The organism is Polycladomyces zharkentensis, assembly GCF_016938855.1.
Classification (GTDB): domain Bacteria; phylum Bacillota; class Bacilli; order Thermoactinomycetales; family JIR-001; genus Polycladomyces; species Polycladomyces zharkentensis.
On record NZ_JAFHAP010000007.1, the window covers coordinates 271 to 18,887 of the forward strand.

The 18,617-nt window shown below is 40.6% G+C and carries 25 protein-coding genes; 22 read left to right on the forward strand and 3 right to left on the reverse strand.

Annotated elements, in window-relative coordinates:
• The 3 genes from JQC72_RS06575 to JQC72_RS06585 all read left to right on the forward strand — a co-directional run.
• A partial coding sequence (locus tag JQC72_RS06575; RefSeq protein ID WP_205493984.1) for a hypothetical protein occupies nucleotides 1–194 on the forward strand: 194 nt, incomplete at its 5' end.
• 3 nt (nucleotides 195–197) lie between these two features.
• Entirely contained in the window at nucleotides 198–848 is a 651-nt protein-coding gene (locus JQC72_RS06580) for a hypothetical protein (RefSeq protein WP_205493985.1), read from the forward strand.
• Nucleotides 849–911: 63 nt separating this feature from the next.
• Nucleotides 912–1,940 carry a DUF5683 domain-containing protein gene (locus JQC72_RS06585; RefSeq protein WP_205493986.1) on the forward strand — a complete coding sequence of 343 codons (1,029 nt, stop codon included), beginning with the start codon at nucleotides 912–914 and terminating at the stop codon, nucleotides 1,938–1,940.
• 52 nt (nucleotides 1,941–1,992) lie between these two features.
• Here the strand turns inward: JQC72_RS06585 and JQC72_RS06590 are convergent, their stop codons facing one another.
• Together JQC72_RS06590 and lepB (JQC72_RS06595) are read right to left on the reverse strand one after the other, a co-directional pair.
• Nucleotides 1,993–3,309 carry an MFS transporter gene (locus JQC72_RS06590; protein WP_205493987.1) on the reverse strand — a complete coding sequence of 439 codons (1,317 nt, stop codon included), beginning with the start codon at nucleotides 3,307–3,309 and terminating at the stop codon, nucleotides 1,993–1,995.
• A 165-nt stretch (nucleotides 3,310–3,474) separates the two neighbouring features.
• The gene (lepB, locus tag JQC72_RS06595; protein ID WP_205493988.1) at nucleotides 3,475–3,963 is read right to left on the reverse strand and encodes a signal peptidase I; all 489 of its coding nucleotides are present in this window, start codon (nucleotides 3,961–3,963) and stop codon (nucleotides 3,475–3,477) included.
• Nucleotides 3,964–4,100: 137 nt separating this feature from the next.
• On the opposite strand from lepB (JQC72_RS06595), the gene JQC72_RS06600 reads away from it, so the two are divergent.
• Genes JQC72_RS06600 through JQC72_RS06615 form a run of 4 tightly spaced genes read left to right on the forward strand, consistent with a single transcriptional unit; the run spans nucleotide 4,101 to nucleotide 7,487 of the window.
• Nucleotides 4,101–4,730, forward strand: a complete 630-nt coding sequence (locus tag JQC72_RS06600) for a hypothetical protein (RefSeq protein WP_205493989.1) — start codon at nucleotides 4,101–4,103, stop codon at nucleotides 4,728–4,730.
• A 45-nt stretch (nucleotides 4,731–4,775) separates the two neighbouring features.
• Entirely contained in the window at nucleotides 4,776–5,408 is a 633-nt protein-coding gene (locus JQC72_RS06605; protein WP_205493991.1) for a YIP1 family protein, read from the forward strand.
• A gap of 28 nt (nucleotides 5,409–5,436) precedes the next feature.
• Nucleotides 5,437–6,804 (forward strand): DUF4244 domain-containing protein, encoded by a 1,368-nt coding sequence (locus tag JQC72_RS06610; RefSeq protein WP_205493992.1) that lies wholly within the window; start codon nucleotides 5,437–5,439, stop codon nucleotides 6,802–6,804.
• A gap of 20 nt (nucleotides 6,805–6,824) precedes the next feature.
• The gene (locus tag JQC72_RS06615; protein ID WP_205493994.1) at nucleotides 6,825–7,487 is read left to right on the forward strand and encodes a hypothetical protein; all 663 of its coding nucleotides are present in this window, start codon (nucleotides 6,825–6,827) and stop codon (nucleotides 7,485–7,487) included.
• Between the two features lie 64 nt (nucleotides 7,488–7,551).
• Here JQC72_RS06615 and lepB (JQC72_RS16840) read toward each other — a convergent pair whose 3' ends face one another.
• Complete coding sequence (gene lepB / locus JQC72_RS16840; RefSeq protein WP_419179846.1) at nucleotides 7,552–7,767, reverse strand: signal peptidase I; 216 nt, start codon at nucleotides 7,765–7,767, stop codon at nucleotides 7,552–7,554.
• Here lepB (JQC72_RS16840) and JQC72_RS06625 point away from each other — a divergent pair.
• From JQC72_RS06625 to JQC72_RS06700, 15 genes are all read left to right on the forward strand, one after another.
• Nucleotides 7,748–8,434 (forward strand): hypothetical protein, encoded by a 687-nt coding sequence (locus tag JQC72_RS06625; RefSeq protein ID WP_205493996.1) that lies wholly within the window; start codon nucleotides 7,748–7,750, stop codon nucleotides 8,432–8,434. The genes lepB (JQC72_RS16840) and JQC72_RS06625 overlap by 20 nt on opposite strands.
• Before the next feature lie 279 nt (nucleotides 8,435–8,713).
• Nucleotides 8,714–9,139, forward strand: coding sequence for a hypothetical protein (locus JQC72_RS06635; RefSeq protein ID WP_205493997.1), 426 nt, complete (start codon nucleotides 8,714–8,716; stop codon nucleotides 9,137–9,139).
• 529 nt (nucleotides 9,140–9,668) lie between these two features.
• Nucleotides 9,669–9,848 carry an HNH endonuclease gene (locus JQC72_RS06640; protein WP_205494267.1) on the forward strand — a complete coding sequence of 60 codons (180 nt, stop codon included), beginning with the start codon at nucleotides 9,669–9,671 and terminating at the stop codon, nucleotides 9,846–9,848.
• A gap of 13 nt (nucleotides 9,849–9,861) precedes the next feature.
• Nucleotides 9,862–10,353: an SMI1/KNR4 family protein gene (locus JQC72_RS06645; protein WP_205493998.1), complete on the forward strand. Its 492-nt coding sequence runs from the start codon at nucleotides 9,862–9,864 to the stop codon at nucleotides 10,351–10,353.
• 692 nt (nucleotides 10,354–11,045) lie between these two features.
• Nucleotides 11,046–11,351, forward strand: coding sequence for a hypothetical protein (locus JQC72_RS06650; protein ID WP_205493999.1), 306 nt, complete (start codon nucleotides 11,046–11,048; stop codon nucleotides 11,349–11,351).
• Nucleotides 11,352–11,790: 439 nt separating this feature from the next.
• The gene (locus JQC72_RS06655) at nucleotides 11,791–12,093 is read left to right on the forward strand and encodes a hypothetical protein (protein WP_205494001.1); all 303 of its coding nucleotides are present in this window, start codon (nucleotides 11,791–11,793) and stop codon (nucleotides 12,091–12,093) included.
• A 217-nt stretch (nucleotides 12,094–12,310) separates the two neighbouring features.
• Nucleotides 12,311–12,616, forward strand: coding sequence for a hypothetical protein (locus JQC72_RS06660; RefSeq protein WP_205494003.1), 306 nt, complete (start codon nucleotides 12,311–12,313; stop codon nucleotides 12,614–12,616).
• 227 nt (nucleotides 12,617–12,843) lie between these two features.
• On the forward strand, nucleotides 12,844–13,332 hold the full coding sequence (locus JQC72_RS06665; RefSeq protein WP_205494005.1) for an antitoxin YezG family protein: 489 nt from the start codon (nucleotides 12,844–12,846) through the stop codon (nucleotides 13,330–13,332).
• Between the two features lie 764 nt (nucleotides 13,333–14,096).
• Nucleotides 14,097–14,429 carry a hypothetical protein gene (locus JQC72_RS06670; protein WP_205494007.1) on the forward strand — a complete coding sequence of 111 codons (333 nt, stop codon included), beginning with the start codon at nucleotides 14,097–14,099 and terminating at the stop codon, nucleotides 14,427–14,429.
• Between the two features lie 113 nt (nucleotides 14,430–14,542).
• Nucleotides 14,543–14,848: a hypothetical protein gene (locus tag JQC72_RS06675; RefSeq protein ID WP_205494009.1), complete on the forward strand. Its 306-nt coding sequence runs from the start codon at nucleotides 14,543–14,545 to the stop codon at nucleotides 14,846–14,848.
• A 258-nt stretch (nucleotides 14,849–15,106) separates the two neighbouring features.
• A complete protein-coding gene (locus tag JQC72_RS06680) occupies nucleotides 15,107–15,430 on the forward strand; it encodes a hypothetical protein (protein WP_205494011.1) in 324 nt (107 codons plus the stop codon).
• A gap of 86 nt (nucleotides 15,431–15,516) precedes the next feature.
• Nucleotides 15,517–16,017 (forward strand): hypothetical protein, encoded by a 501-nt coding sequence (locus JQC72_RS06685; RefSeq protein WP_205494013.1) that lies wholly within the window; start codon nucleotides 15,517–15,519, stop codon nucleotides 16,015–16,017.
• A gap of 325 nt (nucleotides 16,018–16,342) precedes the next feature.
• Nucleotides 16,343–16,867 carry a hypothetical protein gene (locus JQC72_RS06690; RefSeq protein WP_205494014.1) on the forward strand — a complete coding sequence of 175 codons (525 nt, stop codon included), beginning with the start codon at nucleotides 16,343–16,345 and terminating at the stop codon, nucleotides 16,865–16,867.
• Between the two features lie 152 nt (nucleotides 16,868–17,019).
• Nucleotides 17,020–17,427, forward strand: coding sequence for a hypothetical protein (locus JQC72_RS06695; RefSeq protein ID WP_205494015.1), 408 nt, complete (start codon nucleotides 17,020–17,022; stop codon nucleotides 17,425–17,427).
• 423 nt (nucleotides 17,428–17,850) lie between these two features.
• Complete coding sequence (locus JQC72_RS06700) at nucleotides 17,851–18,279, forward strand: hypothetical protein (protein ID WP_205494016.1); 429 nt, start codon at nucleotides 17,851–17,853, stop codon at nucleotides 18,277–18,279.
• Nucleotides 18,280–18,617 lie beyond the last annotated feature (338 nt).

The window sequence follows — 18,617 nt, forward strand, 5'->3', positions numbered from 1 at the left end:
GTGCACTGGATGGAGGATACGTTGGCTACAAAATCTATCGTGGAATCGTAAATACCACATTTTTGACGCTAAGGGAAGCGATGATTCAAATCGGAATCACAGCTGTCATTGTTATTGGATTATCTCTCTCCGCGTTTTTCATGGTAAGGGAAGAGCTGAGACAAGAGATCCTGGCCGAACTTCAATCACCGTGAGACTTGAATGAAGTCAAACAAGAAGCCATTCAATACCTGGAACAGAAATATAAGAAAAAATTCATAGCGGGTCACGCGAACTATATGCCTGTAACAGGTCAATATGCTGTCCGTGCCTATCCCGAAGATAATCGCCAAGTACAGGTATTGGTTTACGGATATACCAAAAGGGATTTTCAAGATACTTATGTAATAGAGATTTTGAGTTTAGAGCTTCAGAAAAGGGTTAATCCAATAATAGATCAGATTTTTGATAGGGAGAATTTATGGGACCATGATATTGGGATTGAACTGGATAGGAATTTGGAAAAGAAGTATGAACGCGGTAAGATTCCTCCGCTGCAAACCGTTCTAAAAACTGAGCCAAAGTATGTAACGACTACGATCAGCTTAATCCTGTATGATACCGATCCTGGTAAGCAGGAGGAAGAGCAGATACTACAATTTATCAAGAAATTGCAATCTCTCAATATCAAAACAGCTAACATTATTGTTGAATATTATGATCCCGCTTTTAAGGAGAAGAAGGATGACGGAAATGTTTATGCTGTTGATTATTTAAGATATAGTTTTAGGATGGGGATTGAGGAACTCAAGCTCTTTAAAACAAAAGAGGATCTAAAAAGGTTTGTTATCTATGATAAAAGAAATTAACTATGTTTATGTGAAGTCTTTTAATAACGTAGGTAATGAGAACCTAAACGGAGTGTTTTGCAGGTGATCAAAATCATCATCTCCGTGCTGTTATCAGCTGTAATGCCCGGATTGGGCCAGCTTTACAATCGACAGAAATGGAAAGCCGTCATCCTGATCAGTGCCTTTTTGGTGTTGGGCTGGCTCAATCTGGTGAATGGTGGACTATTGGATGAATGGATTTTGTTGCTTCGAATCATCGGTGCACTTGATGGAGGATACGTTGGCTACAAAATCTATCGTGGAATCGGAAATACCACATTTTTAACAACCGAAAAAGCGATATTTCAAATCGGCCTTGTTGCCGTCATCGTCATAGGGTTATCTCTCTCCGCGTTCTTCATGGTAAGGGAAGAGCTGCGACAAGAGATCCTGGCTGAACTTCAATCACCGCGAGACTTAAATGAAGTGAAACAAGAAGCCATTCAATATCTGGAACAGAAATATAAGAAGAAATTCATAGCCGGTCACGCGAACTACATGCCTGTAACAGGTCAATATACTGTCCGTGCCTATCCCGAAGATAATCGCCAAGCAAAGGTATTGGTTTATGGATATACAAAAAGGGATTTTCAAGATACCTATGTAATCGGGGTTTTGAGTCTGGAGCTTAAGAAAAAGGTCAATCCTATTGTTGATCAGATCTTTGGTAGGGAAAATTTATGGGATAGTAATATTGGGATTGAGCTGGGGAAGGATTTAGAAAAAAAGTATGAACGCGGTAAGATTCCTCCGCTGCAAACCGTTTTGAAATCTGAGCCAAATCAAGTAACAGCGACGATCAGCTTATCCCTGTATGATACGGATCCTGGAAAACAAGAGGAAGAGCAGATACTACGGTTTATTAAGGAGTTGCAAGCTTTAAGTATCAAAACGGTCACCATTCACATAGAATACTTTGATCCCAATTTTAAAGAGAAAAAAGATGACAGCAATGTCCATCCTGTTGATTACAGAAAGTTTTATTTGGGGATGTGGGTGGATGATCTAAAATCGATTCGGTCAGAGAAGGATTTGAAGCAATTTATACTAACAGATGAACGGGGGAAGTAAAGTAACAACCAGCGGCAAATTCGGCCGCTGGTTCTTTTTCCAAATCCTTAATCTAACCTATCACTCCCGGCCCGCCGGGGTCCAGCGGTATTTTTTTCGAGTTGGCCAGTGCCTGTACACGTCCTTTCTCCAGATCAACAAACTGGAGAATGATAATCCCCGCGAGGAAAAAGAGAGCGATGGAGACGATTCCCAACCGGCTTGTCCCGGTCAATTGGCTGACGAACCCAAACACAAACGGTCCCAAGAGGGATGCCAGTTTGCCCGAAAGACCGAAGAAGCCGAAGAATTCCGCATTTCGATCGGGCGGAACCAATCGGGAGAAAATCGAGCGTGCCAATGCCTGGCTGCCGCCTTGAACGAAACCGACGAGGATGGCCAACAGGTAGAAGTCAAAGGCGGAGTTCATAAAATAAGCGAGAATCGTGATAAAGAGATACACCATCAATGTGATGATCAAGGTGCGCATGGCACCGAGGTTTTCTGCAATCCGGCCGAACAACAGCGTACATGGGATACCGACGAACTGCGTGATGACCAACGCCAGGATGAGATCGTTTTGTCCCACCCCGACTTCCCTGCCGTAGATGGCGGCCATTTTCACAATCGTATCGATTCCGTCGCTGAAGAACCAAAATGCGATGAGAAACTTCAGCAGCTCAGGATAGCGCCCGATTTCCATCAGTGTTTGTTTGACCGATTCAAACCCTTCCCGGGCCAACGCTTTCACATTTTTCCAATCGACTGCGCCGGAAGACCCTTTTTCTCGCACATGCCGGAAAAACGGAATGGAGAACACTAGCCACCAGATGCCCACCAGCGCAAAGGAAAGCTGTGTCGCAAACAATTTGCCGGGCAGGAGAAACGCTTGCGGATACGAGATCATTGCCAGATCGAGGATCAGGATCAATCCGCCCCCGATATACCCGGCCGCATACCCCTGTGAGGAAACCATATCCCGTTTTTCCTCGGGAACGAGATCAGACAAAAAGGCATCGTAAAACACGTTGCCACCCGAGAAAGCCAATGTTCCCAATATAACCAGGAAAGAGGCCAACACCCATTGACCTTCCCCGATAAACCACATCAGGAGGGTCGCGATGACACCCATATAGGTGAAAAAGGCGAGAAACTTCTTCTTCGAATGGGCTTTATCTGCAATCGCGCCCAAAATGGGCGACAACAGCACGACAAGCAATGTTCCCAGTGACTGCGTGTATCCCCACAGTGCGGTGGTTGTCGATCCGTTCAGCCCTTTTCCCGCCACATCTGCATAAAAAATGGGCATGATGGCCGTCATAATGATAATGGCAAACGCTGAGTTGGCCCAGTCATACATCACCCATGCCCGCACCGCTTTTTTGTCCATCTGTACACCTCCTTGGATACCTTTGGTAAGTATAGTGTAGCATAGAATGATAGAAAATATGGGAAATGGAGCATAAATGAAATGATCATTCAAACGTCTATATCACAATCTTTACAAACAATGAGATGCTTACAGAAATAATCTCGGATTGACCGATCGAGTTTGTCAAAAGAACTGAAAGTGAGACAACGGCCAGATGACAGCATCTGCTTTTCCGATGATGCTGTTGATCGGAATAGGGCCGAATGCCCGACTATCAGTACTTTTCTCCGGATTATCCCCCATTACAAATACTTTTCCCTGGGGCACGATCACCGATTTAAAGTGAGGGATTTTTCTATGGGCTAGTGGACCTTTTTGAAACAATTTACCATTAACATACAACTGACCCTTTTTGATTTCCACACGATCCCCTGGCAAACCGATCACTCTTTTATTAAAAAGGATACCCCACCCGTTCCTTTGAAACAGAACAATATCACCACGTTGTAATCGGGAAGCTTTTTGTCGAACAAGTACAACATCAAAAGATCGAAGGGTTGGTTCCATACTAGGCCCTGTTAACACATACCAGTCGTAAAAACGAAATAGAAAAAGAGCTGATAAAATCATAAAAGACCAAATACTGATCAGTGTAAGAACAAATTTTTTCATCCATAACCTCTCCACTTATTTTTGATCATTCCTTTACTGCATATCAAATGATATATTGAATTTTAACTTTGTTTCTAATACAATGCAAAACGAAGAAATTACTATTAGGAGATACTGAGCCACAGGAGGTATATATGATGGAAGAGGAACGTGTCAATCCTTGGCTGTCTATGTGGCGTAAGCCGAGAGAAACGGTGAGAATCTATTTGGATGAAGGATTGACAAAATGGTTGTGGTTACTACCCATTTTAATAGGAATAAAACTATTTTTGGATAACGCAGATGTACAGAATGTCGGGGACCAGGTTTCTGTCGGATCGATTTTATTTTTGTCGATCATCTTCGGGATTGTGATTGGATTGACACATTGGTTTCTATTGAGTGGAGCCATCACGCTCATCGGCAATTTATTGAGTATTCGAGCGGAGTGGAGTGCAGTCAGAAAGGCAGTCAGTCTTTCCTATGTTCCCGCAGCTTGGATGCTACTGCTTTGGATTGTAAGATTGTTTGCATTTGGTGTGGAAAATTTCACACCTCAAACTCCCACCATTGACGCTAGCATTCCCAAACTAACTTTGATCGTTTTCTGTTATATCATTGACTACATTGTGATGGTTTTTTCTTTCATTGTTCTCTCCAAAAGTGTAGCGGAGGTATATGAATTTTCTGCTTGGAAGGCGTTTGGTCTCATATTGTTAAGTGTGATTGTCTTGGCAATGGTATTTCTGATTTTGCTTTTGCCTGTCGTCCATAAAATGTCGACATGATAAAACGTAACTGATCAGAGAACGACATAGGGGGAGAAGTAGCGAGTGAACTTGATTAGAGAATACCTGCTAATGGGAGCAAGATATTGGATCGCTCCTAAACGAGTGGTCCGACGGATGATTGATGGTAATGTTCCATGGTATATCCTGTTGGGTATTATTATTCTCTATGGGATTAGCTATACCTTGGATCAGGTCGCGTATCAGGAGTTGGGAGATTATTTCGGTTTTGGTTTCCTATTGTTGGCTGCTGTAGGAGTTGGAATCGGGGTAGGTCCGCTTCTGTGGCTCATTTATTCCGGTTTATTTTTTGTGCTGGGAAAGCTATTCAAAGGGAAAGGTACTTGGAAAGACCTGCAAACAGCGGTGGCTGTTTCAATGTTTCCCTTCCTGTTCAAGTTGGGCCTGTGGATATTGCAACTATTTCTGTTTCGTGAAGAAATGTTTATGGACTTTAATCCCCGTATTAACAACAGCTTTTTTCTTTTGGTTTTTTATCTTCTCATGGTTCTCATCGATGTTATCAGCTCCATTTGGTATTACATTTTACTTTTCCGAGCGGTGGGAGAAGCACACGGGTTTTCCTCCTGGATCGGTATGCTCATCGTTTTGTTTTCAGTAGCACTGGTTTGGGTTGTGGTCAAATATGTGTTTGATACCGTTCTGTTCCCAATCTAATGCGAGGAGATGGAGGAACGTAAATCCTATGAATCGCATGAAACACTGGTTGATATGTTGGGTGAGGGGCATTTGGAACCGAAAAGGTGGCTCCACCATTGAGTATGTCATCGTGATTGCTGCCGCTGCATTGCTTGTAAGTTTTTTGTATGCTGTCATCACAAGTAATCAGACCAAATCCACTATCGAACAAAAAGTGAGTGACGCACTACAGGGAAAAGCACATGTGGGGCAAGGTGGCTCCGTTGGTACACCAAGCTCCGGAAATGGCACCGGTTCCGGAGGTTCTCCATCGTCAGGTGGGAAACCATCCACGGGTGATTCGCATAAACCTCCCGCCAAGCCACAGCCGAAAAAAGATCAAGATCTTGTAGATGGGATGATCAACTACTTCACTTCCGGCCAAGCTTTGAAGGATACCAAACACATTGTCAAAGAGACGGCTGACTTCCTTATCTTGGATGATGTATCCGGCTGTTTTACAGGAAAGGATGCCGATGGGCAGGCAGTGAGTGGGTTTGATCAGTTTGTTAGTTGTGCTTCATTGGTTCCGGTGGCCAAACCGTTGAAGGCCTTGAAATATGGGGACGAAGCAGCCGCATTTGTCAAGAAGCTTGATGACAAGCTGATGGATACCAAACTTGGAAAGAAGCTGCAAGCAGGGAAGAAGAAAGCAGATGATGTGGTTGACAATGGCAAGAGGAAGTTCAATTGTGCTTGCTATACAAACGAAAAGACAAGACAACATGTCCATGAAGGAGAAATAGCAACTTCACCCCAATCTCTGTATCATGGAAAGTGGAATGGAGATGGGTTACACAATTGGAATAAGATGAAGCAAAGGGTAAAACAAGATGGATATGAATTTGATGAGATTTTGCTTGATCCTAACACAGGTGTAAGAAAAGTAAAGATAAAAATGAATACACTTGATCCAGCGAAGGCACGGAAATATCAACAGATTAAACAACTGCTAGATGCGCAGAAAAATGGTACCCTGTCGAAGAAAAAGCAGAAAATGTTAAATAAATATACGGCGGATGAGATCCAAGAGGTTGAAAGTAAATCTTTGCAAGAATATGCTAAAGTAGATCCTCCCAGCGTTGTTGAAAAAACTGTCTACCCTGAACATTATACAGAAGCAGAAATTGATGACATAGGTGAACAAGCATTAGCTCAATATTTGATAAATAACCCCAAACTGCCCTATAAAAATCCAAAAGGTAAAGTAGAACAAGTGAAATTCAGTTCAGTGGTAAAAGGACCAGATGGGAAAACAATCGAAGTTGAAGGATATGTGGTTCCCAAGCCGGATGGAACAGTTGATCATATAGTCACACATTACCCGAAATTCAATTCTACTAATCCACAAGTACTTAACCCCAAAAATCCATAAAGTAAAGTGGGGATGATGGAATGAGCAACAAGCATTTAATTGATTTTTTAGAGATGAACAGACCAGACAATATCGACGTAGATGTAGTTTGGCAATATTTGATTATTTTAGTCAGAGATGAAAAGCTTAGTTTTCATCGACTAAAAGAGATATATTTAGAGTATATTATTTACAAGATGTTTGGCTCCCAAGGAGTTTGGTTTATATCAGAATATGATGGGAATATTCGTGCGAGTATTGGTGGGGATGCTGAAACGTGTAGTGAAAAAGCATTTCTCAAACATCTGCAAAAGGTGATCAACTTGTATATGAAGGAATATGGAGAGGGAGAGGCCATTACCCAGTGGCGAAGGGAATGGCAAAACCCGTTGAGGATATATACCTTTTTCAATAAACATCACCCTTTAGATCCGGATGTTAAGAATGTTTGGCAATATCTTATCATTGCATTACGCGATGATGCAGAATGGGAGAGATTAGTGAATATCCAAACATTAAAATGGTTTCATGAGTATTATCTTGATCACAAGATCATGTCGATTAGTAATATCGCTTTTGAAGCTAGACAGAATGGAAAAATTCGTGTACGGCGTAGAAAAGATTATGAGTGTGACGAACAGAAGTTCTTTGATCATTATCATAAGGTGATCAATTTGTATATGCAAAGGTATCCGATCAAGTAACGAAGAAGTCTGCTCTGTTAAGGGCAGGCTTTTTTACATTTAAATTAACATAACGTATGTGTTATCAATAATCAACCAACTTCCCCTTAATACTCGACATGGGGACGGCACCGATTTCCCGGCTGTCATAACTTGATTCCCGATCATCCCCCAATACGAAAATATGATGATGGGGTACGCGATAGGGGCCGAAGTCCTCAACCGATTGTTTCCCCGAGAGATAAGGTTCATTTAATTTCTTGCCGTTGATATACACTTGGTTGTTCCTGATTTTCACCACATCATTATTCCCGGGGTTTGGGAAAGGGGCTAAATTTGGTAAAGCAGGCCTTAACGCAATCTCCGAGATTGGTTGTAACAAAGGCAAAGGTAAAGGCGGCGGAGCTGCTTGTAAGCATGCTGGGCCGACACATGATAAAAAAGATAGCTCTCTCGGTAATGGAAATTATATCGAATATAACTCGGAAAGGGACCAACATGGTTGGTTAACACCTAAAAAACCGCCAACTAAGGAACAATTAGCGAAACAAACCGAGGGGCTGTCTACATTAGCGGAGAATGAGAGAGAGAAGTTAAAGAATGAGCTAATAGAGCGTGTGGGTTTAGCAGATGATAATGAAACATTTACAAAGCTAAAGAATATGGGATATAGCCGCAAGCAAGCTGACAATATTATAAGATTGAGGAACAAGTTCTTACAGGCATCCAACAACATTGCTACTGCGAAGGTAGAGATCCAAGGGGTCGATTTACATGAACTCAAAGCCTATTCTGGAAAAAATGTTCCGGGATTTGATGAAGGTTGGGTAAAAGAACCAGACAAACCCTCTTTTAAGTATGTGAAAGCTAAGGAAGGAGAGGAGAGTGTATCCTCACCAGAACGCAAAGGTAAAGTCAGTGATATAGGTATATTAAGAGAACTACTGATACGGAAGCAAAAATCGTAGAACTTATATCGGCAAAGGTAGGATATAATAACCCAGGTAAAAAAGGAGATAAGCTTATTATATATACTGAAAGGAAAGCATGTCCGGGTTGCCAGGGTCAAAATAGGCAATATATTAATCCAGACGGATCTACAAGAGATGAACCTTATTTTGGGGTTATAGACCAATTCAGCAAACGGCATCCTAACATAGAAGTAATTGTATATGATGGTGAAGGAAGAAAACTTGTTTTGATGGGTGGAAAGCCTGTGACAACACCTTAGAAGGGGGATGTGTTTTATGTTAAATCCAAACTACCGGCAATACCAATTTAACCTCCCTTCAAGTGACTTAATAGATTTTGTTGAAAATCTGGCGAAGGCTTTGGGTTTACCTTATGATTTTGATGATCTTCATAGTCGTTGGTTTAAAAGAGATCAAAATCATGTATATATTGTTCGAGACAAGAAAAAGGATCCAAATACCTTTATTTTAGTAGAATTTAATGAAGAATGGGAATTTGATGATCTGGTGGTTCGATTTCGAGATGAAAATACTGAGATAGTGGAAAACATTATACGAAAGCTGTGGAAGGATGGGGATATATCCTGGTATACCGGGAGAGAAGAGCCACGATTTCATAATGTAATAAATGAACCTGAAAACGATTGGGTCCCAAGTACAGCAAAGAAATATGGCTTAGACATTGAACCGCTATCCTCATAGAGATTTCAGTTGCTAACCAATCCCGTTGCCCAACGAAGGTAACGGGATTTCTTGTTGATGATACCAGCATTATCACAGGATGGTAGGACTACTACGACATATAATGTTTTTTCTCCCTGATTGAAATAGTAGAGAAGACGAGATTGTGATTAAGGTACACTCAAAAGACAGAATCAGGTGCAGTTTTTGGGATCAAGAGTTCCATATATCAGACAGATATCAAAGTATAGCTCAAGAGCTTTTGGTGCATATAGAAATTCATTCCGACGGCGTAGAAAAAATTATAAGTGTGACGAACAGAAGTTCTTTGATCATTATAATAAGGTGATCAATTCGTATATGCAAAGGTATCCGATCAAGCAACGAGGAAGCTGCTCTTTAAGGGAAGGATTTTTTATATTTGGCCCGTGATATAGATCAGGCCCGCCGATCAATCTGCTACGGAGAGGTTCCACCTGACCGTGATATTGTTGGTTAGCTGATTTTGGACCGATTGCAGGATTTATTCAATGGCATTTGTTTAGTCTGGATGTCATGTTCGAGGTTGGAGGAGAACCACCATCAACAATTTGGTAGAATGCAATTAGTTCCAAGAGCATTACATCGTCAAATTGGACACGTAGGCGGGAGAGATATATGGGGCGGTGGAAATGCTGCCCGATTAAGCGGTAAAGTAGGAGACGATCAGTATCCCAATTCTTTAGATTAGGTTGGTGAAAGCTGTGAGCAAACAATTAGAATGGAAGTATTCACATGGAAAGGTTGAGATTCATGATATTAAAAAAGTAGAAGAGAAATTAGGGATCCGTTTTCCTAAAATGTATGTTGATATCGTTCTAAAGCACCATCCAATAAGAGTATTTCCTAATGTTCTCTATTTGGCAGGGGTTAGAGATATTGTTTTAACTGATTTCGCATCGTTTAACCCAGAATCTAAATATGGATTATATATTTTGCAGATTTATGAAGATATAAAAGATCGCTTAGTAGATCACGTTTACCCATTTGTAGATGAAGCATCGGGAGATTGTCTTTGTTTTGATTACCGAGAAGGAAAAGAAGAGCCGAAAATTGTATTGTGGGACCATGAAGAAGCCGCTATTGATAAAAAAAAGGGCTCTTCCCAGTTTGCGATTCGTTTGAGGAATTACTTGAATTGCTTAGAAAAGGTTCTAGTTGATGATATACTGTCGATAGCTATTTATGATGTTTGATCGCAAGATATAGCAATATTGCTTTTGAAGCTCAACAGGAAGGAAAAATTAAAGCACAACGTGGAAATTGTGATCCATATGTATGTGACGAACAGAAGTTCTTTGATCGTTATCATAAATTGATTAATTATATATGGAAAGGTATCCGATCAGGTAACGAGGAAGCCTGCTCATTTAAGGGAAGGCTTTTTTATATTTGGCCCGTGGTTTTCGATATGGATCAGGCCGCCGATCAATCTGTGGGGAGAGGGTCTCCCAGACCATGATATTGTAGGTACGCTGATTTTTGAACCGATTGCAGGATTTATTCAATGGTATCTGTTTAGTCTGGGTGTCATGTTTGCAGGTCGGACTTTGGGGGGAGAAGCTTCCTATCTAGAAGTGAAGACGGGGATCGCTTTGTCCTTTTGTCCCGGCTGTGTGGGGGCGCGGTAGGGGTGCCTTCCTTCCGCTATTTCTATCCCTAGTATATAATACGTTTTCGTTTAGTTTGAGGCATTATTGGTCATTTACGGTAGAGCACACCGATAATGAAGAGGTCAGGGGTGCAAGCGCTTATTACGGTGTAATAGATCAATTCAGTAAATTACATCCATCCATGTAATTGGTAAAGATTATCTGGGTGTCCTGGCAAAAGAGTTGGGGTTACCATTGATCCGGGAGAGTTTCTATGATTGATGGGGAATGATATGATGAATGCTGGCAAGATAATAAAATTAAAAAAGCAGTTGGATTTGGTTATCAAAATGGTGGAACAAAAAAGGGAGAAGGAATATCACGAATATTGGGATGAGGTTATTAAAAAATATGTGAATCTAAGAAAGATATTAGATAATGATATTCAAGAAGTTAGTCGTTTGAAAACCTATGAAACAGGTGTTCTCGGTTTGGTTAGAAATGCATATGATTTATCAGTGCTTCAGGATTATGATGACCCCCTCGCTCATGAGATGTCAAAAGTATCCAAACTGGTAAAAGAACTTTTTAGTAGTAAGTAATTTGCCTCTGGTATTTACCCAAAGTCTAATTCTAACTACTGCAAAACCCGCCATCCTTGTTGGTGGCGGGTCCTTGTCTTACTGAGTAAAGGATTGAACCCTATTTAAATAATGCGGGGAGAAAATCAATGGATCAAGCAAGACGTGTTGATGGTGGTAATACAAATAAACGCTACTGCTACAGCGGGGAATCGGATTCAGGTGAAGATGGATAGTGCTCTTCTACCTAAGTGAAAAAATAGTAAAGAATATGAAGTTGTGATTAAAATACCCAAGGGTACTGTATTAAATATAGGTAAGGTTGCACCTCAAAGATCAAAAAATTAGGTACATATTACCTGGAGAAGGAGATCAAATCTTATTACCTCGATTACGTTCAGATGAGTGGTTTAAACAGATTCGAAAAGTACCTTCAAGATAATCAATGGGGTTTAAAACGATGAATGCAGATAAGCTAAAAAAGTTAAAAGATCAATTGGATTTGGTTATTAGGATGGTAGAAGAGAGAAAAAAGGAAAAATATCATAAACATTGGGATGAAGCGTTAAAACAATATAGGAAAATAAGGAGGTTATTGGATCAAGAGATCCAAGACATCAGTGAGATATCAAGCTATGAAACAGTAGTTTTTGGTTTGTGTAGAAATGCGTACGATTCGTCTTTGTTTGAGGATTATTTTGAACCGCTAGCCGTTGAAATGGAGAAAGTATTACGTTTGTTAAGAGAGCTTGATCAAGAGTGAGATGATTATGGATATCTTTACTAAATGAGAAAATATGGTATCGGACCTGCCATCATCTGACTTTCTGTAATGATGGCAGGCTTATTTTTGTATCTCCATATCTGGCTCAACACAGGCACAGCGTTCTGTACAATGAAAGTGGAATTAAAAAGAAGATTCATTAGATATGGGGCATCATAGGTTTACAGTGGTTCGAGATAAAAATGGAGGATATATGATGGATGTTGATAAACTCAACGAGTTAAAGGATCAATTGGATTTAGCTATCAATATGATCGAACAAAGAAAAATGCAAAAATACCATAAGTATTGGGATGATGTACTACGGGATTACAAAAAGCTAAGGGGATTTTTAGATAATGACATTCAAAAAATTTGTCGTTTGAAAAGCTATGAAACTGGTGTTATTGGTATGGTTAGAAATGCATTCGATTTGTTGTTGTATAACGATTATAATGACCCCCTTTTTAAGGAAATGGGTAAAGTGGAGGATTTGATAATAGAACTATTCAGTCATAAATAATTTATCTTCTGATATATTTTCTGGTCTCTATAACGGGAATTTGAGCGTTAGCAACTGGAAAGCAACAGAGAACAGATGGGCAAAGGCTCTTGAGGAAGGAAAAAGTAAAGGCAAAAATAGAACCGAAGTATATAGGAGATTCACTGCGTCCTGATCGGATTGAAGTAAGGTATGGTGAAGGTAGAATGGGCCGAGAAACATTTGAAAATGTTGCGGGGAGATAATCAATGGATCACGCAAAACTGGACAGAATGTATCAAACAATCGCCCAAACAGTGATTGAGATGATCCCGGAGGAATGGATGAAGGTATATCTATATGGAGAAGTAATGGAAGGTGTGCAAAGAACCTTTTTTTACTATTTCCCAAAAGCGAGCAAGGAACCCGTGTATTTTCTTGATATTATCGAGTTGTTCGAGGTGAACGAAGAAGAGTTTGAACAATTGAGGGAACAATTGAATGATCATCTAAAAAGCTTGTGGAAAGAGTTTAAACAAAGCGGGCATGAGCCGTGGTCCACTTTCATGATTGTCTTTGATCATACAGGTAAGTTTAATGCCGAATATGGTTATAAGGATTTATCCGATCCTGCAACGGATTTTTTTGAAAGACGGTTGATTTGGGAATATAAATATCTTGGTCTCATTCCAAAAGACGATTTTGCCAGGAGGATTTTGGAAGAATATTTGAAGGATACCGAAGGTAAAAGCGATTGATTAAAAATATGCCGTGAAGGTGATCAACTTACTCTTCAAGGTAAGTACACAAATTGTATGGTAGATGGGGACCACATTCCAAAAGACACTTAATTCAAGAAGGTGCTTGAAATATAGTTCCCCACCTTTGTAGTATCTTGACCTGATCTAAGGTATCTGGTGTGCTTTTTCAAGCATAAGCCATCTATATTCTGTATGGAAAGCAACCCGCTTCAATGACAAAGGTGTGCGGGTTATTTTTGGTACGTTGTGGCACTTGCTTGGTCACCGGGCGGTAGGGATGTATCCCTCACCGTTTTTTCTACTTCAGGATTATGACGTTCTCCCAAGAAGGGTCGTTGAGTAGGCTGGTCCGTTCTTTAAGTCGCCGGCATGGAATCAGCCCTGCCGATATGTGATCATACTGTCGGCCGCCTTGTTGTTGGCAGTCGCACTTTTAATGTGTTATCCGGTGAGGAAAGTCGATCGATCCAAACCAAGCTACAACAGATCTTGGCGGGAGAAGGAGGAGGGATCTCCGCCGGACCATCCTCCGGATCAGCCGGCGGTTCACCGGCAAAGCCGAACAAACCCGCGCCCAAGCCGCCAGCCAAGAAGCCGCCGAACCCCCAACCATCTGGCGGTGGCGAAAATGAATGGGGAAGAGCGATTTCCAACCCCTATGTACAGGCGGGAGTAGACTTTATACTGGATAATGCTCCAGTGGTGGGGAATTTCATACAAAGCAGCCTCGGGGAAGGAGAACGTCAGAGGATGATTTATTTATGAAGTTAGAGATGTTGAGGAACATTAATCTGCACGATAGTTTGATGGAAAGCATACATTTTATAGAAGATAAAAAGGAATTGCGTATAAACTTGGAACTATGTAATTGGAAACAGAAGAATTATAAAGAAGGTGAAGCGGAATTAGTGTCTAAAATACTTATTTTTAAAGATGTTGAAGAATATAATATAGAACCCGATTTTCCAATCAATAGTGATGAAATACTTGAGGTAAAAATCACGGAACCTTCAAAAGTTGAGATCATCATCTTGGGTGAAAGTGATATTAAAAAAATGAATATACGAGCAAAATACTTCTTATGGAGTGATTGAACATAATATATTAGAAAGCCTGCTGATAAGGGCAGGCTCTACCAAAAGGGTTTATGCTATCTTCACCGAATCAAAACAAATGAAACATATGATGGAGATTGGAGGTACTAATTATGCGGATGCTTTCATCGGAACAATTCTCGAAAGCCCGCAATTTTCTTTTGACCAAAGCTCGACCATTGGATCGCGCCATGTTTCGATTTGAGTTTGAACAAGGGCCTGCATCGGACGTCCTGAAAGAACTGGAGATCTTTCAGAATGAGGACGGCGGCTTCGGGAATGCCTTGGAGCCTGACTTTCGTTTACCGGATTCATCGGCGATGGCCAGTACGATCGCGCTACAATATATATCCCGGCTGAGGTTGAGAGACGCCGCCGATGGTCGACCGGGTGCTGAACTACCTACAGAGAACGTTTGATGAACAAAATCAGCTTTGGATACCTGTGCCTGAATCCATTGACCAATTCCCCCGAGCTGTTTGGTGGGAGTATCAGGATCTTGAGAAAGCGGAGCAATACTGGGCCAATCTGACCCGCTCCTCAATGAAATGGGAAAAGTGGAGAATATGGTAAAAGAATTGTTTAGTCATAAATTATCTTTATAGGCCTGTCATCCACTAGACTATACTAGTGATGACAGGTTTATTTTATGCCGATCAAATCGGCTGAAAATCCTCATGCTGGCGGTGATGATCGAAATGGCTGATCATAAACTGAAAGAGTTAAAAGACCAATTGGATTTGGTCATTGGGATGGTGGAAGAGAGAAGAAGGAAAAAGTATCATGAATATTGGGATGAAGTGTTGAAACAGTATAGAAAAATAAGAGGGTTATTGGATCGAGAGTTCCAAGATATCAGTGAAATATCAAAGTATAGATCAAGAGCTTTTGGTGTGTATAGAAATGCGTTTGACTCGTTTCTGTTTGACGATTATTCCGATCCACTGGCTGATGAAATGGGAAAAGTAATCAATTTGTTAAAAGCGCTTGACAAAGAGTAAGTGAGTGGAAATCTTGAAGAAAAGTCGGACAGTATTCCTGCACTGCGGATTTTTGAGGGAAGTTCATTGTATAAAAGGTGATGGCCATGAAGATATCCTGCTATGAACGTTGGAGTATTCAAGAGGGAAGAGGAATTCATCCGTTAAGTATACAAGAAGCAGAGAAGTTCCATCAGCAACAAAAGCATTATGTAGCGGAGATTATTCATGATAAAAGATATGTGGTGAATGTCAATTTCAATTTTGAGGGGTATTTCTGCAGCGCCAAGCTGCTCAACCAATATGGTAAGGAAATCATTCTGGCAGCTTATCAACTTCACGAAGGGAATTTGTTTTTGAGAAATGTACAAATGAGGAAGTATGATGAAAATCAGGAGCCTGTCGGTATGGTGTCTTTTGTATATGAACTCGACGGCAGGTACAAGAAAGCGATATTAGAGGCGCAATATCATAATGATAAAGTGACAAGTAATGAAGAAGTCACGTATGGAAAAACCAATGTAGACCATCATTTTCGGGACATGATTCAGTTTGGGAAATATGAGTCCATACTGGTTGGGATAGAAAGTTTCTTGGATGAGATATAGTGGGTGATGTGTGAATCGTGGTCACAGAGCGGGTATGATGCTTTTTCTGATCTGTAGTTGTATTCAGTTATCACTGTGGGGATCATCGGATGGATCATGCAAAACTGGACAGTATGTATCAAACAAAATTGCCCAGACGGTGATAGACATGACCCGGAGAAATGGACGAAAGTATGTATATGGAGTGGTATACAAAGCACCTGATTTACGATTATCCAACAGTCAATGAAAAGCTTTCTGGACAGTGTTGTTGGCCGTCGTATTTCTGTGATCCTTTGCCTGTTGTTACTATTTATGATCCAGTCCGCAAGCAAAGGGAATGATGATGTTACAAGCATTGAGTGTAGCAGATGTTCAAAGGGAAACGATAGAGATTGATCCATATATCCCTTTAAACATTAAATGGGATTGCAACACGAATAAAATAGATTTAGGAAAACTGTATTGGAGAACAGGGGATTTTAAAACATCACTATTGGAAGTCAGCTTAGAACCACATAGCGGAACAATATGTTCCATCACTTTGGTTGCCTGGAACATTCTTCGAACAAAATTGCCAAAAAGAATGGAAAGGGATATTCCCCAACAATATGGGCGACCCGTTTTCAATATTTCCGATTTCTCATCAGATGGGTACGATGTCTATGACTGTGCAGGCTCGTTTACTGTATATTTTGAGGGAGACAAAATCTATGTGTTATTCGTGGAAGACGTAAGAAAAGTAACTTCCATGTTGGTTAACGGCAGAGTGCGTTTTGGACTTGATGATCAGAACGCATTGTGTTGGATCGGTGTCAACAACTTAACGAAAAACGAAATAGAACAACTGAAAATGGCTTTGGATAGATAGTATGTTACCGTAAAAGAAAAGAGCTTGACTCTTTTCGTGTAAGGGTCATGATCTTGGGATATCAAGGAAAGATTCGCGTAGAGAAAATGAAACCCGTCACCCTGTGGTAGGCGGGTTTCATTTTACTCCTCCAACAACAAGGAGATGGTTAAATGAATCATGATTTATATTTGAGGTTATGGAGACTAGTAGATATTATGGAATCTAAGGATTACCACTGTAAGTCAGTGAAATATGCTGAGCTGAAAAAACAACGCGATGAAATGATGAATGAAATCAACAGTTACTTAGAAATAACAAAAGACAAAGACGAAATAGAAGCCATTATTAAATCAGATCCACAAATATTATATTTGTTACCGGTGGATTTTGTATTTGATTTATTTCATAAAGTATTTGCGTTTGGTTCACTGGATAAGGATGTGATTATAGCATTTGCCTATTTTATTCATGCATATGGCCCCGATTGGGATGAAGAATCTGAGAAAATAGAGAAGTATGTTGCAGAGAACAAACTTAAAGAAGCGGTAGATATTGCATTAAAGATAAAATACCATTGAATATATTTATGTATACGTACACAACAGTCTGCCCAAAATGAGCAGGCTTTTTTGCTTTTAATCGGGAGCCATGAGCAGCATCTGGAGAGGTTTGTTAATCGCCTCAAAAACAAAGGGTAATGAATATGCGCATTGTTAGGAACTGCTCAACAAAAAGATGAGAGGCGTTATCCTTACAATGAGGTTCAAGTCATTTGTCCCAAAATGCAAGAGTTAGCCAAGAAGGTCGATGCATTCTGCCGTTAACCAACATGAAAGTTACTCTTTTACGTCTTCTACGAATAATGGTGAGGAAGACATCCAGGAATGGCGTCAGTTGGGTGCTTGAGGCATAAGTGGGCAATGTGAATCATGGTCACAGAGCGGGCATGATGCCTGCTCTTTTTTTAGTTATTGTAATGTTTAAGGGGTGAGATAAAGGCAATGGTTAAGAAAAGAATCTTGAAGGGAGAATTTGATAAAGCCTTTGATCTCATTATCGAAAATAGCTTAGACTTTGAAACAGTAAAAGGGATTTTATTGGAGATTGCTTTTGAGACAGAGAGTTTGCTCGTTTTGACGTTTACGAACTATCTTTTGCAAAAGTGTGGTGATGCTCGTATTCATTTACTGATTGCTGAGTTGCTCGTAACGGCTTTCTCTCACTTTGAAGGGGCTTACCCGAGCGCTTTTTATCACATAAAGCAAGCTGATCTAAATATGAAAGGAGATGTTTCCGTCAAAGAATTTCTGCTTCTTTTTCATGAGATTCCCGATAAGCTGATATCAGAAGAGGAAGCAAAAAAGATTGCCATTGATGTTTTGAAGGAAAAACCGGATAGTATTCCTGCTTTGCGGATTTTGGGGGAATAAGGTGTGTCTGGTCATTCCGGAAGGGAACAATGTTTTCTCAGGCGAGTGACTTGGCCAGGCCCTGATTGAGCGAAGGCCCGGAAAGGACAGTGGGCAAGTTTCCTCAAAGGGAAGCGTACTGTTTTTGACCGGGTCAGAGCGATCATCACCTGCTTCCCTTGTCAGCCGGGAAAGTAATGTGGAAAGTATTTACAGACACACCCTGGTTAAAAGAGGTGATAAACATGAAGATATCCTACTATGAATATTGGGTATTTGGAGAAGGAAGAGGGATTCATCCGTTAAGCATACAAGAAGCAGAGAAGTTCCATCAGTAGCAAAAGCATTATGTAGCGGAG

Bases quoted from the DNA above. Each gene is read 5' to 3' on its own strand.
- JQC72_RS06590 (WP_205493987.1), bottom strand. From the start codon at position 3,309: ATGGACAAAAAAGCGGTGCGGGCATGGGTGATGTATGACTGGGCCAAC.
- lepB (WP_205493988.1), bottom strand. From the start codon at position 3,963: ATGAAAAAATTTGTTCTTACACTGATCAGTATTTGGTCTTTTATGATT.
- JQC72_RS06600 (WP_205493989.1), top strand. From the start codon at position 4,101: ATGGAAGAGGAACGTGTCAATCCTTGGCTGTCTATGTGGCGTAAGCCG.
- JQC72_RS06610 (WP_205493992.1), top strand. From the start codon at position 5,437: ATGAATCGCATGAAACACTGGTTGATATGTTGGGTGAGGGGCATTTGG.
- JQC72_RS06615 (WP_205493994.1), top strand. From the start codon at position 6,825: ATGAGCAACAAGCATTTAATTGATTTTTTAGAGATGAACAGACCAGAC.
- JQC72_RS06635 (WP_205493997.1), top strand. From the start codon at position 8,714: ATGTTAAATCCAAACTACCGGCAATACCAATTTAACCTCCCTTCAAGT.
- JQC72_RS06640 (WP_205494267.1), top strand. From the start codon at position 9,669: ATGTCATGTTCGAGGTTGGAGGAGAACCACCATCAACAATTTGGTAGA.
- JQC72_RS06650 (WP_205493999.1), top strand. From the start codon at position 11,046: ATGAATGCTGGCAAGATAATAAAATTAAAAAAGCAGTTGGATTTGGTT.
- JQC72_RS06655 (WP_205494001.1), top strand. From the start codon at position 11,791: ATGAATGCAGATAAGCTAAAAAAGTTAAAAGATCAATTGGATTTGGTT.
- JQC72_RS06660 (WP_205494003.1), top strand. From the start codon at position 12,311: ATGGATGTTGATAAACTCAACGAGTTAAAGGATCAATTGGATTTAGCT.
- JQC72_RS06665 (WP_205494005.1), top strand. From the start codon at position 12,844: ATGGATCACGCAAAACTGGACAGAATGTATCAAACAATCGCCCAAACA.
- JQC72_RS06670 (WP_205494007.1), top strand. From the start codon at position 14,097: ATGAAGTTAGAGATGTTGAGGAACATTAATCTGCACGATAGTTTGATG.
- JQC72_RS06675 (WP_205494009.1), top strand. From the start codon at position 14,543: ATGCGGATGCTTTCATCGGAACAATTCTCGAAAGCCCGCAATTTTCTT.
- JQC72_RS06680 (WP_205494011.1), top strand. From the start codon at position 15,107: ATGCTGGCGGTGATGATCGAAATGGCTGATCATAAACTGAAAGAGTTA.
- JQC72_RS06685 (WP_205494013.1), top strand. From the start codon at position 15,517: ATGAAGATATCCTGCTATGAACGTTGGAGTATTCAAGAGGGAAGAGGA.
- JQC72_RS06690 (WP_205494014.1), top strand. From the start codon at position 16,343: ATGTTACAAGCATTGAGTGTAGCAGATGTTCAAAGGGAAACGATAGAG.
- JQC72_RS06695 (WP_205494015.1), top strand. From the start codon at position 17,020: ATGAATCATGATTTATATTTGAGGTTATGGAGACTAGTAGATATTATG.
- JQC72_RS06700 (WP_205494016.1), top strand. From the start codon at position 17,851: ATGGTTAAGAAAAGAATCTTGAAGGGAGAATTTGATAAAGCCTTTGAT.